This window comes from Parapedobacter sp., from assembly GCF_035556095.1.
Lineage (GTDB): Bacteria > Bacteroidota > Bacteroidia > Sphingobacteriales > Sphingobacteriaceae > Parapedobacter.
Window position 1 is genome coordinate 14,107 of the sequence record NZ_DATMFT010000021.1, and the last position, 17,087, is coordinate 31,193.

Annotated in this window: 9 protein-coding genes; 3 read left to right on the forward strand and 6 right to left on the reverse strand. The window is 49.0% G+C overall.

The features are described 5' to 3' along the window. The first annotated feature begins 12 nt into the window (after nucleotides 1–12). The 3 genes from VNQ80_RS10710 to VNQ80_RS10720 are packed head-to-tail and all read left to right on the forward strand — an operon-like array spanning nucleotide 13 to nucleotide 4,433. Nucleotides 13–1,950 carry a RagB/SusD family nutrient uptake outer membrane protein gene (locus tag VNQ80_RS10710; RefSeq protein ID WP_325638347.1) on the forward strand — a complete coding sequence of 646 codons (1,938 nt, stop codon included), beginning with the start codon at nucleotides 13–15 and terminating at the stop codon, nucleotides 1,948–1,950. An 18-nt stretch (nucleotides 1,951–1,968) separates the two neighbouring features. Continuing rightward, nucleotides 1,969–3,180, forward strand: coding sequence for a DUF4959 domain-containing protein (locus tag VNQ80_RS10715; protein ID WP_325638349.1), 1,212 nt, complete (start codon nucleotides 1,969–1,971; stop codon nucleotides 3,178–3,180). 23 nt (nucleotides 3,181–3,203) lie between these two features. Continuing rightward, entirely contained in the window at nucleotides 3,204–4,433 is a 1,230-nt protein-coding gene (locus VNQ80_RS10720; RefSeq protein ID WP_325638351.1) for a DUF4998 domain-containing protein, read from the forward strand. Here the strand turns inward: VNQ80_RS10720 and VNQ80_RS10725 are convergent. The 6 genes from VNQ80_RS10725 to VNQ80_RS10750 form a co-directional block, all read right to left on the reverse strand. Continuing rightward, entirely contained in the window at nucleotides 4,422–4,688 is a 267-nt protein-coding gene (locus tag VNQ80_RS10725) for a hypothetical protein (protein ID WP_325638353.1), read from the reverse strand. The genes VNQ80_RS10720 and VNQ80_RS10725 overlap by 12 nt on opposite strands. A gap of 87 nt (nucleotides 4,689–4,775) precedes the next feature. After that, nucleotides 4,776–11,822, reverse strand: coding sequence for a cell surface protein SprA (gene sprA / locus VNQ80_RS10730; RefSeq protein ID WP_414692993.1), 7,047 nt, complete (start codon nucleotides 11,820–11,822; stop codon nucleotides 4,776–4,778). A 51-nt stretch (nucleotides 11,823–11,873) separates the two neighbouring features. Then, a complete protein-coding gene (gene ruvA, locus VNQ80_RS10735; RefSeq protein ID WP_325638357.1) occupies nucleotides 11,874–12,455 on the reverse strand; it encodes a Holliday junction branch migration protein RuvA in 582 nt (193 codons plus the stop codon). A gap of 6 nt (nucleotides 12,456–12,461) precedes the next feature. Further along, the gene (locus VNQ80_RS10740; RefSeq protein WP_325638359.1) at nucleotides 12,462–14,756 is read right to left on the reverse strand and encodes an NADP-dependent malic enzyme; all 2,295 of its coding nucleotides are present in this window, start codon (nucleotides 14,754–14,756) and stop codon (nucleotides 12,462–12,464) included. 79 nt (nucleotides 14,757–14,835) lie between these two features. Continuing rightward, nucleotides 14,836–16,251, reverse strand: coding sequence for a D-alanyl-D-alanine carboxypeptidase/D-alanyl-D-alanine endopeptidase (gene dacB / locus VNQ80_RS10745; RefSeq protein ID WP_325638361.1), 1,416 nt, complete (start codon nucleotides 16,249–16,251; stop codon nucleotides 14,836–14,838). Between the two features lie 25 nt (nucleotides 16,252–16,276). Next, nucleotides 16,277–16,999 carry a hypothetical protein gene (locus VNQ80_RS10750; RefSeq protein WP_325638363.1) on the reverse strand — a complete coding sequence of 241 codons (723 nt, stop codon included), beginning with the start codon at nucleotides 16,997–16,999 and terminating at the stop codon, nucleotides 16,277–16,279. Nucleotides 17,000–17,087: the final 88 nt, after the last annotated feature.

The following is a 17,087-nucleotide window of genomic DNA, read 5'->3' on the forward strand; positions in this document are numbered from 1 at the left end:
AGTGTACAAGCGATGAAAAAAATAAGAATCATAATATTTGCCGCTGTAATGAGCCTAACCGCTGCGTGCGGCGATTGGCTGGACGTCGTACCTGATGGTATTGCGACCTTAGATATGGCATTCAATCAGAGAACGCAAGCCCGTAAATACCTGGCAACGGCCTATTCTTATATGCCAAAAAATGGGGGGTCGGGCGATCCTGCCACACTGGGAGGCGACGATATATGGACGCGAAGAACCACCCACTTTTCTAACCGTTTTTCACTTGCCGGTCTTGATATCGGCGAAGGATTTCAAAATGCGACTACTCCGATACTTGCACGGTGGAGCGGTATGTATGAGGCATTACGCGTTTGCAATACATTTTTGGAAAATGTTGGTCGAGTCCCTGATTTACCGGCGTGGGAGCGGGAACAATGGGCTGCTGAAGCCAAAGTGTTAAAGGCCTATTATCATTTTAGTTTGGTACAGATGTACGGTCCGATACCCCTGATCCGGGAAAATTTGCCGGTAGATGCGGATGTGTATGCGGTGAAAGTAGAACGGGCTCCAGTGGACGAATGCTTCGATTACATCGTGCAATTGCTGGATGAGGCAGCTGAGGGCGACCAGCTGCCCACGGTTGTACTCGATCCGGCAAGCGACTATGGACGTATTACCAAACCCATTGCGCTCGCGCTGAAGGCAAAAGTGCTCGTCACGGCGGCTAGCCCGTTGTTCAATGGTAATAATGATCAAGCCACGTTGAAAAATCATGACGGTACACCCCTGTTCGACGCAACATTCAGATCCGAAAAATGGGAATTGGCTATGGCGGCATGTAAGGAAGCCATTGATATTTGCCATGAAGCGGGGATGATGTTATACCAGTTTGACGATGCGGCTAACCGATACAACGATACAACCGTCTTGAATGTAACCCTCCGGAATGCGTTTAATTTACGTTCAAATAGTGAAGTTATCTGGGCAAACACGCAAATGATTTCAATCCCCGGCAGTGGGGGGATGATCCATGCATCCATGCCCAAACTAAATCCGGATTATGTCAACAGCAACGACGTTTGCCAATGGTTGGGTATGCCGATCAAAATTGCCGAAATGTTTTATACCGAAAATGGGGTTCCGCTTGAGGAGGATAGAACGAGAAGTGTCGGAGACCTTTACAACCTGAGAACTGCACAGCCGGAGGATAAGCTTTATATTCGGCCGGGAAGGACCACGGTAGATATGCATTTCGACCGTGAACCCCGTTTTTATGCGTGGGTAGGCTTCGATGGCGGCGTGTGGTTCGGCGCAGGGCAATATAATGATAAGGATGCATCGTCGTTAAGATACCTTGCCTTTAAAGTAGGCGAAACAGACGGCTCGCAGGGACAGGGTAACTGGACCGGCTATATCCCTAAAAAATTCATCCCGTATGAGGCCCAGTTTAATGCGATCAACAGTATATCTTCACCCAGCTACGCATGGCCCGTCATGCGGTTGAGCGATCTGTACCTGTTATATGCCGAGGCGATAAACGAAGCCGAAGGTCCTAATGGATCCAATAGCACCGAACTGTTTCGATATATCGATCTGGTCCGCAATCGTGCGGGTTTAAAAGGAGTAAAGGAATCTTGGGACACCTATACCAACAACCAGAAGTACAATACCCAAGCCGGTATGCGCCAAATTGTACAAAAAGAACGCTTAATTGAACTTTCGTTCGAAGGACAACGCTTTTGGGATATACGGCGGTGGAAAACTGCGCCGACGGAATACCATACCCCGCTGCAAGGGTGGAACATGATGGTGTCTACCATTGATGGGACAGAAGAAGAAGTCAACCGGATGATGTATCAACCACAGCTTTTGTTAACTCAAAAATTTGGCGTTCGCGATTATTTCTGGCCGATCAGAACCGCTGATATTGAAGTGAATCCGAATTTGGTACAAAATATTGGATGGTAACGACTAAAATATTAGATCATGAAAAATAGTATTATATATATCACTATCCTACTGACGTCGATGCTATGGATCAGCTGCAAGGAAGAGGGGCGTATTGATTTTGTTGACGATGCCGCCGCAGCTCCGGATCAGGTGACCAACGTAACCGTGGAAAACAAACCGGGGGGAGCTGTATTGAAATATACGGTACCAGTGGATAGGAATCTGCTTTATGTACGTGCTGAATATGAAATCAGCCCCGGCGTAATACGCGAAACAAAGTCTTCGTACTTCAAAGATTCCTTGGTGATGGAAGGGTTCGGCTCGCCAGGTACGTACGACGTTAAATTATATTCGGTAGGAAAAAATGAAAAAGAATCGGCACCTTTTACGGTGCAAATTAACCCAACGACGGCACCCGTTCAATTGGCAGATAAGGAGTTCAGGGCTACTTTTGGCGGAGTAGCCATTGATTTCGAAAATTCGCAAAAAGCAAATCTGGCGATCGTATTGATGGCGGATACCGCGGATTTGGGGTACATGAGTGAGTTAATCACCTATTATACCTCTGCGGAAAAAGGGACGTTTACGTATCGCGGTGTTGACGGATTGGATCCTGAAAAACATGAATTTGCAATGTACATTCGTGATAGGTGGGGTAATTTGTCCGATACGGTAACGGCTGAGGTGACACCGTGGTTTGAAGAGTTTATTCCCAAATCTACGTGGAACGCTTATACGTTGCCCGGTGATATCCCTCCGGTCAATTCAGGTTACCCAACGACAAGAATCTGGGATGAGAATTATGATCAGGACGGATTCCATGGCTTGGAAACCCAAGTGCTCCCGCACAACATCACATGGGATATGGGAAGGACCGTCAAATTAAGTCGTTTAAAATACTGGCCGCGTAAGCATGGAGACGACCGGTGGAAGAGAGGGCATGCAAAAGTATTTGAAATATGGGGTTCTGTTTCACCCAATCCTACTGGAGAGCTTGACGACAGCTGGATACCGCTCGGACGATTTGAAAGTCTGAAACCATCTGGACCCGGAGCGCAGATTACCCAGGAAGACATTGCTTTCGCAGATGAAGGCATCGAGTTCGAATTCGCCGTGACTGATTTCGCCCCGAATCCGTTCGCCCCAGTCAGGTATATTAGGTTTAGAACCGTATCTACCTATGCCAATGCGTCATTTTCGACTGTTCACGTCTTGGAATTGAGCTTTTGGGGAGAGTTAATCAATTAAAAGTTAAATCATTAACAATCATTATGATGAAGAATACACTATTTGTCATCTTTATTGGGGTCATTTTGGGATTCTCTTCATGCGATAGCCCGTCGGATATTTACAAGGATTATGTTGTTCCCAATGGATTGGTATATCCGGGGCCGGCATTGGAGCCGGTCGCATATCCCGGAAATAACCGCATCCAGCTATCGTGGCTGAGAGGTACCGATCCCAGGATACAGAAAGCAAGAATATTCTGGAATAATTATACCGACTCGGTTGAATTGCCGGTAACTGCGGACATGGAGACGATCAGCTATATTATCGACCCGATCAGCGAAAACACCTATTCATTTATGATTCATACCTATGACGATGAGGGGAATAAGTCTATTCCTATTGAAATAATGGGTACGGTGTACGGCGACAGTTACCAGGGTATGCTAACTAATCGTTTGTTGAAGAGTACCTATTATGATGGACAAGATCTTACACTGAATTGGGGAACAGTCGAAAGCTCTGAAGTAGGTGTTCATCTGAACTGGACGGATATAAACGGTGACAGCCGGACCACGGAGGTCGATACGGCGGATACCGAAACGCTGCTTCCGAACTTCGACATCGATATGCCTTTATCGTACAGTACGGCACATAAACCGGATTCGCTAGCGATCGATGTATTCCAGGCACCAACCGTCGAAACCATGATTGATCCGGTATTATTGATTCCAAAGGCGACCTGGGCCGCAAAGCCGTTGCCCGGTGATATGGGAATGAATGGTGATTATCCTTTAACACGATTTTGGGACGGAAACACAACCAATTTCATGCACTCCGAAAACCCTGTAACCTTACCAACTACATTCACATGGGATTTGGGGTTGAAAACGAAACTGGATAGAATGAAGCTGTGGCCACGCAATAGTAATGACGATCGTTGGAGTAAGGGCCATCCGAGGGTATTTGAGATATACGGATCGTTAGATCCGAACCCGGATGGTAGCTTGGACGATAGCTGGATACTCTTGGGAAAATTTGAATGTGTACAACCGTCAGGTAATGGGATAGCCAATCCTTGGCAGGCCCCTACCAGCGAAGATATTGCGCTTTCTGATAGCGGTTTGGAGTTTGAATTTGTACCGGGTGCTGGGGTCAATCCCGATGCAACGGTAAGGTACATCAGATTCAGAAGTCTTGAGCATTTCAATCCTACTGAACCACCACGTATTTTGCTCGCTGAAATCAATTTTTGGGGAGCATTAGTAAAATAGAAGCGTTTCACGTGTTCTCCAAAGGTGCTCAACCGGACCCGGTTGAGCACCTTTTTTGTGTAGACAGGTGTCTAATAAGAATGGCGTATCCGGTTGCTGCCTCCGCAGGCTAGGCCGTCTGCGTTCGGATGGTGTCTTCGGATGGCTCCGCTCCAACATATCCAACCTACGCACTTGCTCGCCATGGGGACTAGTAGTAAGGGATGTGGCGTGGATGGGTCTGCGGTAGCTCCGTTTGGTCATTTGTAGTAGCATCCGTTAGGAGGTAGGATCGGCCTTGGCGCAATTGGACGTGCAGGCCGTGGTGGTGCGTTGCAGAATAAAAATATGCCCTCTTATCTTTTACTGCAGCATCAACCGCAAATTAAATCCAAAGTTAGCATATGAGGTCGCAAATGTTTGTGACGTGTATGGCCTTACCGAGTTGCTATCGTAGAAGAGCCTGATGTTGAACCGCTGATTGATAACATAGTCTACAGACGGTCGATAGGAGATGCTTTTGTTTCCAGCGGACACTTCCGACTCATTGATGTCTGACCGATACACCAGGGTCTTCAAATCATTGAGCGATACATCCAGTCGGAAATTGAGGTCGTTGTCCATCCGGAAGCCGCTAAACCATCCGAATGGCATCTGGAAGCCGGTGGCGCGGTAGCCGGCACCAAATACGAACGAACGATCGCTGAGCATCGCCAGCTGGCTATTTTGCAGACTAAGATTCAACGTGCGCGCCGTACGGTATTCCGCATTTGTGGTGAGGTTATTCTTAAAACGAGCATCAAAACCAATCAATGGTGTGAATTGTTCGAAAATAGACACCTGCTGGAACTGGAATTTGGGAAGGAAATTTTCATTGATGTCCCGCTCGGACGGGAAGCCGTTGACTTCGTTGTATCGGATCAGTGAATTATACCCGTTGATTGCATATCGGCTGTTGTAACCGTGCCTTAACGTAAGCGAAGTAAGGAATTCGTTGAATAATTGGATATTGTTCAATCCGTTATAGGTGATATTCCAGTTGGGGACAGGGATTTTGGGGAAACGACTAAGTTTAACATCGGCAGCATCTTTCCCACGGTACGCGGCAAGGAACGAATTCACCACCACATCTTGGGCTGTGCGGTCGTAGCCATCTGCATAACCTTCATTTTCGCCAGTGGAATTCGGATTGAGCTGGCCAAGCCGACGGGAGATGGTTTGTCGGTTGTGCTCAAATTCACGGAATAGTGCTTCGTGGTCCTTGAAAGCCGTTCCTATCGTCAGGTAAGAGATGCTATAGTTCCCTGTGGTAACAGGGGTGAGGCTCCGGAAATCATCAGCTTCGGCAGAGTATTGGAAAGAAGTGCTGTAATTCTGATTATTCAATTTCACCGCCGTCAGCTCGATGTTCAGGTCGCGAATCGGCTCTAATATGGCCCGGATCGACAGGTCTTCCGTGAGCGATGTCATGTACAGTTGAGTCTGTAGGGTATCGGTGGTAATCCAGCCTTCTACCGCGGCCCGCTGGCGGATGTCGCGCTGGCTGCCGAAAAGGAAACCCCAACCCGGCGCACGATGGTCAAAATCATACCCCAACATGTTGGTATGAGGCGTATATCCCGGAAGGAACGTGTTCTGCACGCGCGTATATGCGCCATTGACATTTTTAATACTGGTCAGTAGGCCAGTAAAGAAAGCCGCTGTACCACCTGCATCCAATCCGGTATTGTTACGGATAAATCCGAATTTGTTATACAGGCCAGCCATGTTAACGGTTGGATTTACCTGAATGGTACGGGAATTCTGGATACTATTGCCCATGTTGATGTCTTGGCTAAGCATGGACAGCCGTGGCTCGGTTTGCCAGCTGAACTGTGTACCATAGCGCGTGTCGATATTCATCCAGTCTAAACCCGGCAGCTTGTGGATGGGTAGCGTATAGGTAATATTCAGCATGTGGTTGTAATCCGTGGTCCGGCCTAGGCGCCAGAAATTTTCCCATAGCGTATCCCGTTCAAGTCCATTCAGCCGCCCATCAGGCTCGTCGACAATCGCATAATTAGTGGCATTAAAGTCGAGCTTCAATGACTTGGATAGGTTCCAACTGATGCCGTAAATCCGGTTCATGGTGAAATTCTTGTTGTACAGCGTCCCCATGGCCGGGAGGAAGTTGTCGGCTGAATTGTTCACCCGTAACGTATTCTCGTTGTATATACGGTTTACGTCGATTCGGAAATTGAGCAGCGAAGGCATCAGGTTGAAGTTGAAATCACTGAGGACGCCCAGGTGCTTATTTTTTATCCATTTTCTGAAAGGTTCGAACGTGAGATCGTCGTTGCTGGCGAACGTATAGTCCAGTGCTGCTCTATAATTTTTCTGCAGGGCGATTTCCGTTAGGTAATCACGGTGATAATTTTGCGAATAGGCGTAGGTAGCACTAAAATTCTCAATATCCCAAGGCCGTACCGGTTTCTCAATGTTGGTGCGTATCTTCCGTACATTGGTAAGATTGAAACTTCTCCGCGTGGTAAAGTCTTGTGTAGCACGCAACAGCGAATCCCTCCGATTGCGCGAGAGATTGGCCAATGCACTGTTCAGTTCAATGTCGGGCATCAACGGATTGTATTCGGGAGTGCCCACTTGACGGGTATAACTAAAGAAAAGCGGTATCCTTAGCCCCAGATCAGCTGGAAAAAACTTGCCCAATTCAGCATTGGTCACCAAGTCGAAGTACAGATCATCACTACGGCTCCGTTCACCGATACGCTGTTCGATGGAACCGAAACCGATGGTGCTTTTACTTCCTGATACGGTGATGTTGGCAAAATCGGCCAATTGGGCATTCATTCGTGCTGTAGCTGCCCATCCGCCTTTGTCGTCAAAATCAGTGAGCCGCAATTCGTTGAACCAGAAGAGTCCCGATTTATCCAGGCCATCGTCGCCGGGTGCACTCACGTCGCTGCCGCGTAGCGGATTCATTACGCCGAGCATGTAGAAACGTATCTTGCTGATGTCAGGTTGCCCTAGGATGGTTACGCGGTTTTCGCCATCGAAGAAAGTGAAGGGAACGTTGTATGGCCACGGTTGCCCGTTGAGTCTCGCGTTGTTACGCGCCTCTTTGGCCTCCTGGAAAATACCGATCCGAATATTCATCCGGTTTTCCTGCGGCCAGATTAGTTCCGCATCACGGGTACCCGGTTGGGTTATTTTCAGCGGCATGTCGTATTGGTAGTAATTGTATTGATCGTCCGTACCTACCCGTACAAACGCCCGGAACTCACCATCCTGAAGGTACTGCCCTTCGGCATGGATAAACATTTCTAGGCGACCATAAGCACGAAAATCATTGGTAGCGGTACGGTAGGCAGCGCGGCCATAACCATCGCGAAGGTCCTTCACATCGAGCGAGAGCGACTGCTCGTTGAGTTTTACGTTGTTGTTGAGGTTACCCCAATCCAGTTGGCGCTCGATGCCCGGGGGCACGACATAGGGGATTGGCTGCCGGTTACCATTCTGCTCGATGTTGACTGCGGCTACTTCAATTGTTGAATTGTCGAGTGGCACAGCTCCCATGGTTGGATCAGCTATAACTTTCGCATGATTATTTTCAGCATTGTATCGGCGCCACTCACCCCGAACGAGCTGTAATTGCGCAAGGCGGACGACCGAGGTATCGGCAAAGTCGGTCATGAACATACGGACGAACCGAATGGATTTAAAATCGCGGATATCGCCCACACGATCTTCAAACTCCGTGAGGGGGATGCGGAACTGGTACCACTTCACGTCCGCGGTACTTTCGTTGCGAAGTTTCACCTTGGCCGTATGCATATCTGAGATGAAATTTTGGCCGACTTGCATGTCTTGCGGACGGAGCGATATACGGTATTGATAGTATTCCTCGGCCTCGTTCATGTTATTGTCGCGGTTGATGTCTTCGCCATCGGGGAGGAGGGTAGATGCTGAGGTTTCTACGCCCACCGACTGCTCGGGTGTTTTCGAGTTTCCTTCCAGTCCATTAAACCGTTCATACCGTTTAAGAATGCCGGCACTTTGGCCGTCGAGGTCCGGTCCACGGAAATATTGGAAATTATCGCCCGACGGGTCGCTCATCAGCTCCTGTGCAGCTTCGGGCATCAGCAGGCCCTGCATTTGATTAAGGAAGTCGCTATGAAACCCGCGCTCATCAGCGTCGATAAGGCCGTCCAAACCGATATCCTGGCGCGCGCGCGCTGCTGGGTCATTGTCAAACGCTTGAATGACAGGCTGATTGCGCGGTACGCGCCCCCAGTTGGTTTCGTCTATTTGCGAAAGATCGCCAGAGGGAGACATGCCGTTCTCGATGGCTTTCCGTCCATCTTTCAGGATGTCTTCTGAAATATTCCCCAAGTTGAGGTACAGGTCGCCACCGTCGGAATTTGGATTGGTCAAGAACGGGTCCATCATCCAGATTTCGACAAACTCGATGTTTTGTGCCTCGAAATCAGGCGCATCTATTTTGCGGAACATGCCCCCCCAACGGCTCCGCGGGTTGGTGAGCGTGCCGTCGGGATTAACGCCTGTGGTTGTATAGTTGTAAGGCCCCCGAATGGTAGGGTAGAATGCCAAATCTAACGTAGACAGGAAAATCGGTAATCCTGTGGTCGATTCCCGGAAAGGAAAGACTTCCTGTTCCAGCACTTCGCGCACTCGGTGTTTAGAAAGTTCCGAATTGCCGATATTTTTAGGGGTAAGGTTGATGTCGCGGTAAAATATAGGGTCAATGTTATAGAAAGCGAAGCGTGCCCGGTTGAACCCATATTGGAGGTCGTCCATCAGTTGTGCTTCTGGAAAGTGTTGCGGGGTACCCGAGATCTGCCAATTGTAAGCACCTTTGATGTCGATAAAGGAGCGGCTGTTTTCAAAATCATCGATGTAGGTGATGCCACTACGCGTGCCTGCAAAATTCAATGCCCGGGGATGTCCTGGTAGCAATTGCGCAAATTCACCATAAAAAGAAATGGAAGAGGGCTCTTTGGTGTCAAGAAACGGAATTTTATCGACCATCCGTGTAAGCCAGCGAGAGGGAGAATTGTAAGACATATCCAAGCCCCACATGGTATTAGCTATTGGCTCTTCACCAATATTCACCTTTTGCGTTAACGGCCGCTCGGTGAGGCTCATAATCGTGCCACCCAGTTGCAGGTTGTCGTTTACCGCATAATCGAGCCGGCCACCAAGCATCGTGCGTTGCTGCAAACCAAATAACTGGTTGTTTTCCATCTTAATACGGATCGGTTGCCCCGATTGCAGCAGCGCTTGGTTGAGGATTCGGACCCGACCGATGTCATAGTCGACCATGAAATCGACGCCTTCCTGTAAGGGGGCCGGTCCGGCAAAAACCTGTACTGAGCCACGGGGGACATTGATTGCACCCAACTGAAATTCGGTACCAACCTCCGATTCGTACGACCCTTTGATAAGGTATCGGTTTTGGTTGGGAAAATACTGCTGTGCGATTACCTTGGTGGAGTCGTACAGCGCTTGGTAGGTATATTTGTCGATCAGCGCCTGCTCGGCACCCGGCATAAATTGGCTAGCTAGGTCTGCACCGAAAGGTTCTACCAGTGGGAACATGATACGGCCACGCTCGGGATCGATCGTTATGCCCGGGAGAAAGTCGAAGAAGCCATCGGGCTGCTGTGCGTGCTGCGGATTCAGCCGGTCGAGCCCCGTAAGTTGTATCCACAGCTTGTTTTGGGTGTTTTGCCCCTCATACATCGCTGGTCGCTCCACACCGCTTTCATCTTCGATACGTAAAATATTGAATCTGAAATTGTTTTGCCCAACGCCATATGCACCGATGGCGTAGATGTTTTTCATCATCAAGTCCCAAATCGGTAGGTTTGTTTTAAGTATCTCGTTTTTCAACAACTTGGCGACCAGCATTTGCGGCTGAGAGGGGGTAACTGGTACGTCCGTCGAGAATTCGCCCACTTGGTATTCGCGCCCACCGGCGGTATAACGGTAGGATACGGCCAGCACCTGATCATTATTGAGCGGCATGTTCAGCGAGATGAAACCCAATCGCCGGTCTACAGTATATTCGGTGCCTTCGCGAAGTTTCCGGGCGTAGGTCAGCTTCGCGTAGTTGTCGTTACCGCCATACCCCTGGAAAAACTGCTGCGCTCCATTTGATTGGGTGAGCCGTGCATCATTAGGTAATACCTCAAGTAGCCTGTTTGAATAGAACTGCACGGACTCACCCGGGATACCGGTGGATGGATAACGTGTATTTCCGCCGGCAGGTATACGCCCGGTATTATACGGCTCGTATTCGCCAAGGTCCATCAAGGCCAGAATGTCCCTGGAGTCATCTACGGAGTTGCTACGGTTGCTTATCCAGACTTCAATCTGGGTGATGTTCACATCAGTCGTCAGAATAGGGGCAAGGGCCATCGCCCGATTGAAGTTTTCCCGGAAATATTGGGCTAAGAAGTAGTGCTGATTATCTTCATACTCATCCGCCTTCAATGCAAACTCGCTCTCCTGCGCTCCATTCTTGATGGTGATTTCCCGCTGTTGGGAGCGCTGTTGGGAGAAAATACCCGTTACGTTTAGTCGACCAAATTGGAGTTGCGTTTTGAGGCCAAATAGTGCCTGCGTACCATTGATGAGGGTCGTGTTGAGTGGCATGCTTACATTTCCCAACTCGATCCGCTTGATGATGTCGTCGTCCTTTCCGGTATAATCCAGCCGAATTTGGTTTTCAAAATCAAATTGCGCTTCGGTATTGTAGTTGGTAGTCAGCTTCAGCCGGTCGCCGATTTGTCCAGTCAGGTTCATCTGGATCCGCTGGTCGAAGTCAAATCCCCATTGCCTACGCTGCCGTTCGTTGAACATGGGATTGGCATTCTTGTTTCGTTGTGCCATGATGCTGATATCGGCACTTCCACGGGGGATGATATCGATGGTATTGCCGCCGAAAATCTTTTCGAAAGCTTCACTTTGAACATAAATCGTCGGGATTAATCGATCCTGCCGATAGTCAGTCAATTGTTGGTCCGAGAGCGTACGCCAATAATTTCGTTTCAGTAGATTACCTTCGTATCGCCGATATTCATCGATGGTAAGGTACTGTGTGGGCCGATATAGGCGATTTCCAAGCTTTTCGCGGATAATGTACTGGCGGCTTACCGGGTCGAATACAACCTCGCGTTCGATATTTGATGGAATGCGGAGGTCGAATGCTTGTTTTTTTTGGTAAAGGTTGAGGAAAGGCAGATCGTTCAATGGATATCGCAATTTTATGCTATCCCGTTTGAGCGAATCGAGGGTTTGTCCAACCGCACGACCACTTATGGCCATGATAAGGGGCAGAAGCAATAACAAAAAGCGAAATCGTATCGTTCTTTCCAAGTAGATGTTCATTATAGTACCCGAAACAGCAGTTTTTTATGGGGCCAATTTATGTAAAAAACCTCAAAGTTTTTTCAACGCTTCCTTGATGAGGGTTTCCACGGTTAAGTCCGGACTGCCTTGAAGTACGCCAGTCAACACCTTCTCGGCTTGTACCCGCGCGAACCCCAGCATAACCAATGCACTTAATGCTTCTTCCGGTATGCTTTGCTGGCGCTGGACCGCTGTCAATGCATCCGGTCCCTGTTTCTTGAGTTTATCTTGCAATTCGAGTACCATGCGCTGGGCGGTTTTGGGACCTATTCCTTTGATGCGTTGGATAAGTGGCACATTCCCTTGTATGATAGCCGAACGAATTTCTTCCGGTGTAATGGACGAAAGAATCATCCGGCCGGTGTTCGGACCAATACCCGAAACGGATATCAAGTGTTCAAATAGCCTACGTTCACCTGCTTCCGCAAATCCAAAAAGTGTATGTGCATCTTCCCGCACCTGAAAGCTGATGAACAGCTTACACTGCTCGTTATCCTTTATTTGTGAGTAGGTGTGTAAGGAAATATGGACGTGGTAACCTATGCCACCAACATCGAGTACCACATGTGTAGGCGCCTTATGCGCCAGTTTGCCATTCAGGTATTCATACATGTCGCTTTATCTCTTTTTTTGTTTACTCGCCTCGGGTTCCCTCGATTGCACATCGACCACGGCAATGGTGACCATATTAACGATCTCGCGCACAGAACTATCTAATTGCAGAATGTGCATCGGTTTATTCATACCCAGTAGAATGGGGCCAACGGCCTCCGCACCGCCGATTTCCTGTAGTAATTTATAGGCAATGTTGCCCGATTCGAGGTTGGGGAATACGAGTGTGTTGGCTGGTGATCCGTTCAATGTACTAAATGGAAAGTTGGATGCCAGTAGGTCGCTATTCATGGCGAAATTCGCCTGCATTTCGCCGTCCACGTGTATTTCGGGGTGCTTTTCGTGCAGTAAATGAACCGCCTTACGGACCTTGTCGGGCACATCACCACTGTTTGAACCGAAGTTGGAATAAGACAGCATGGCGATACGCGGCGTGATGTTCATTTTCTTTACCGTGTCATGGAGTAATACGGTAATGTCTACCAGTTCCTCGGCAGTGGGATTAGCGTTGACAGTCGTGTCGCCAAAGAATACCGGTCCTTTTGCTGTCAGCATCATATACATCCCTGCCAGTTTGCTTCCGGGTTGTGTGCCGATCACATGCAGTGCCGGGCGAATGGCAGTGGCGTAATTTTTGGTAAGTCCGGAAATGAGCGTATCGGCCTCACCGAACTGGACCATGCTCGCACCAAAATAGTTCCGGTCGAGCATGAGTTTTTGCGCATCCAAATAGGAGACACCGCGCCGCTGCCGTTTGGCATATAGGAAATCGACATATTTCTGGAAGCGTTCCCCGCCTTTTTCCTCCACGGGGTCGATAATCGGTACGTCGGCCAGTTCCAGCAGATTGTCGTCAATAAGCTGCTGTATTTTCTTCCTGTTACCTAGGAGTATAGGAATGGCTACTCCGTCTTCCTTGACGATTTGTGCCGCACGGAGGGTTTTGTAATTGTCCGCTTCGGTAAAAACAACGCGTTTGGGACTACGCCTCGCGGAGTCACTTAAATTGCGCATAATCCGATCATCCTGCCCCAGCCGTTGTCGCAATTCCTCGCGGTACTTGTCCCAATCGGTTATCGTTTTGCGTGCCACTCCCGAGTCGATGGCGGCTTGGGCTACGGCTGGCGCTACTTCTGTAATGAGGCGTGGATCGGTTGGTTTTGGAATAATATAATCGGGGCCAAACTTCAGGTTCTGGGCATCGTAGGCTTGGTTTACCGCTTCCGGTACGGGTTGCTTAGTTAGTTCAGCGATGGCCAGCACCGCAGCAATCTTCATTTCCTCATTGATAGCCGTTGCGCGCACATCCAGTGCCCCACGAAAGATGTAGGGGAATCCCAATACATTATTCACTTGATTGGGGAAGTCTGAGCGCCCCGTTGCCATAATCACGTCTTTGCGTGTTTTCACGGCCAGTGGATATGCTATTTCGGGATCAGGGTTGGCCATGGCAAATACGATGGGGTTTTTTGCCATGGTCTTCAGCATTTCAGCCGTGACAACATCTCCCTTGGACAACCCGATAAATACATCGGCACCTTTTAGTGCATCTGCCAACGACGCTATTTTTTTGCTTGTTGCAAATTCAGCCTTTGTTGGGTCGAGGTCGGGTCGGTCGTTGCGGATGCAACCCTTGCTGTCGAGCATGACGATATTTTCCTTTTGGGCCCCTAAAGCCATGTACATGCGCGTGCACGAGATGGCTGCCGCACCGGCACCGTTTACAACGATTTTTGCCTTCTCTAATTTCTTTTTCTGTAGTGCACAGGCGTTGATAAGCGCTGCACCGGAGATAATTGCAGTCCCATGTTGATCGTCATGCATCACCGGGATGTTCAGCTCCTCTTTAAGCCTGCGTTCAATCTCAAAACACTCGGGAGCTTTGATATCCTCGAGGTTGACACCGCCAAAAGTAGGTTCTAGGCACTTGACGATGCGAACAAATTCGTCGACATCTTTGGTGTCTAGTTCAATATCAAAGACATCGATATCGGCAAAGATTTTAAATAAGAGTCCCTTGCCCTCCATAACGGGCTTACCTGCTTCCGGGCCAATGTCTCCCAACCCGAGTACGGCGGTACCGTTACTGATAACCGCCACCAGGTTGCCTTTTGCGGTGTATTTGTATGCATCTTCCTTATTTTCGGCAATCCGTAGGCAAGGTTCCGCTACGCCCGGGGAGTATGCCAACGACAGATCTCGTTGTGATTGCGTAGGTTTTGTAGGTACAACGGCTATTTTACCCGGTCTTCCTTTCGCGTGGTAATCCAGGGCATCTTGCTTCCGATTCGTTTTATTCATGTGTTATTGGTTTTTTGCGCTTACTTGGCTTCGCCAGCTGGCAATCCGGTGCAAAGGTAATAGTTTTCTTCGTCCTTGTTTACTTAAGCACGTCCAACAATTGAAACATCCGCTGCCGCATTGGCGTGGCCGGCCCATTATAATTGTTGACCAGCAGGGAGAACACCAGGGGCGTTCCGTCTTTGCTGGTCTGGTACCCTACATAGCCCAACACGCCGCTGATGGTTCCGCTTTTCATCTTCATCCCGTTGTAGGTTGGGAGGCTTTCAAAGAAATTGGCAAACCACGGTTCGCTCTTCACCGAAGCCAAAATCCGAGTAAGCGCATTAGTCGTTATCCGATTTTCGGGCGATAAACCGCTACCGTCTGTGATTTTCAGCTCACTGGCGGGAAGAGCCAATTTCTCCGACCAAAATTCTTGGAGCATTTCTGCTCCGTCGCGGGTGTTGGTTTGTTCGGATTGGTGCTGTATCATGGCGAGCAAGAGCGCTTCGCCATATAAATTGATGCTCTTTTGGTTGAACCAGTAAATCAACTCCCCGAGTGCTGGGGAAGCGTGCGCGTGGATGGTAGTGCCACCGCTGGGCAGGGCGCTGCCCGCAAGGTGCATTAAATGGGTGGTAGTTGGTGTACCGACTAGCTCAATCCCTTCCTGTTGCAAAGCACGTTGCAGTTGATGGGCCGCATCGTATGCACCATCAGGGAGCGAGAGGTAAATGGTTTTCTGCAGGTCGATTCCGTATGTACCCCTAAGGTAGATACGACTGGAATAGGGTGCCGAAAATGCGTATACGCGGTCGCCCGTACCACGGTTGCCGGTTGTCGTTTCGTTTACTAAGCGCAGATAACTGAGGTCGGCCGTGGTTTTACCGATTTGTGTAGCAGCTCCCGGAGACGACCCTGCTATGAAATTGATGCCTACCGCATTTTCACGCCAGTTAAGTGCCGAGACACCGGCGCCGTAGTAGTTGCCCATGTCTTGCCACGTCCAACCCCTGGGTGCGGTTTGCCCATTATATAACTGGTCATCAGCGATGACACGTCCCTCGATTTTACGGATACCTTTGGCCCGTACGGCCCGTACCCAAGCCGCCAGCAATACCGTGTCGGTCGTTCCCGGAAAACGATCGCTACCCAGGGATGGGTCGCCCGACCCCAAAATGACAAGATCTCCTTTTAAGGTCCCGGCCGCATCGATTTGGCCGGTATAATAAAGCGTGGTTTCAAAGGTGTGATCCGCGCCGAGTGTATAGTAGGCAGTGGCTGCTGTCACTGTTTTCAATGTGGAAGCGGGGGCCATGCCCAATTTTTCGTTTTTGGCGAATATCACCTCGCCGTTTTTGGCATTGATAACGGTGAGCGACGCCACTCCGTTAGCCAAGCTTTCGTGGGTTTCGAACGCGTGGAAAGCGGATACGAGTTGCTGTGCTAAGGATTGGGCGCTTGTGGGTAATACAAGCCAAAAAAACAATACAGTTAATGATAATCGTTGCATGCGGAGCTATTCTGTGGACGCGAAGTTAACCATTACCCGGTAGACTTTCTCCGCGGATTCCCACTTCGCCTTCGTAAACCGCTTTTTCGTCGTCGATTCGTAATTCAGCTTGCTCACCGGTGTCTTCGGATTCTAAATCTGCCACCAGTTTGTTAATGTCTTCAGGCGATAGGTACAGTGCCTTTATTTTGTCACGGTAAGCCTGAGGCAGTTCAGGGTGGTCCAAAATGAATGATTTTTTTACGACTAGATATGCGCCCATTCCGCGGTCCACAGCATAGGAATCTGCCACGCATTCCGCCTTACGGATGTAATTATAGGATAACGAATAAGAAATGCCCATTGCCATAATCCCCCACGCGCTTTTGTGTTCATAGTCCATGATATGCCCCAGCTCATGGCCCAGCCAGCCAACCAGCACGCTGTCTGGGATCTCGTTGATGGATTCTATTTCGTAACCAAGTTTGAATGCAGGGTTGATTAGCACCTTATATGTCCGGTTTTGCCGCTTTTTAAGCAACGAACCGATGGTTGGCCTTGCGGCCATGATAGACTTTTCCAGTTTGTCTGTAAAAACAAAGTGGATGGATGTTTTTTTTAGCTCCGGGTAATGAGACAATGCCTGCAACACAGGCCCTTCAATGACGGAAGGGATTATTTTGTTATGTCGATATTGAAGCAGTTCCTGTGCGGTCACCAGCTGTTGAGAGAGAACTATCGTTAATGCCGTTAATAAAAATTGCCGCATGATTGAGCTGTTGGTGATTGGCTAAAATAACCAAAAAAGGATGGAAAAGCAAGGTTTTTCCTATCAATACAATCATTAATCTGCTTGC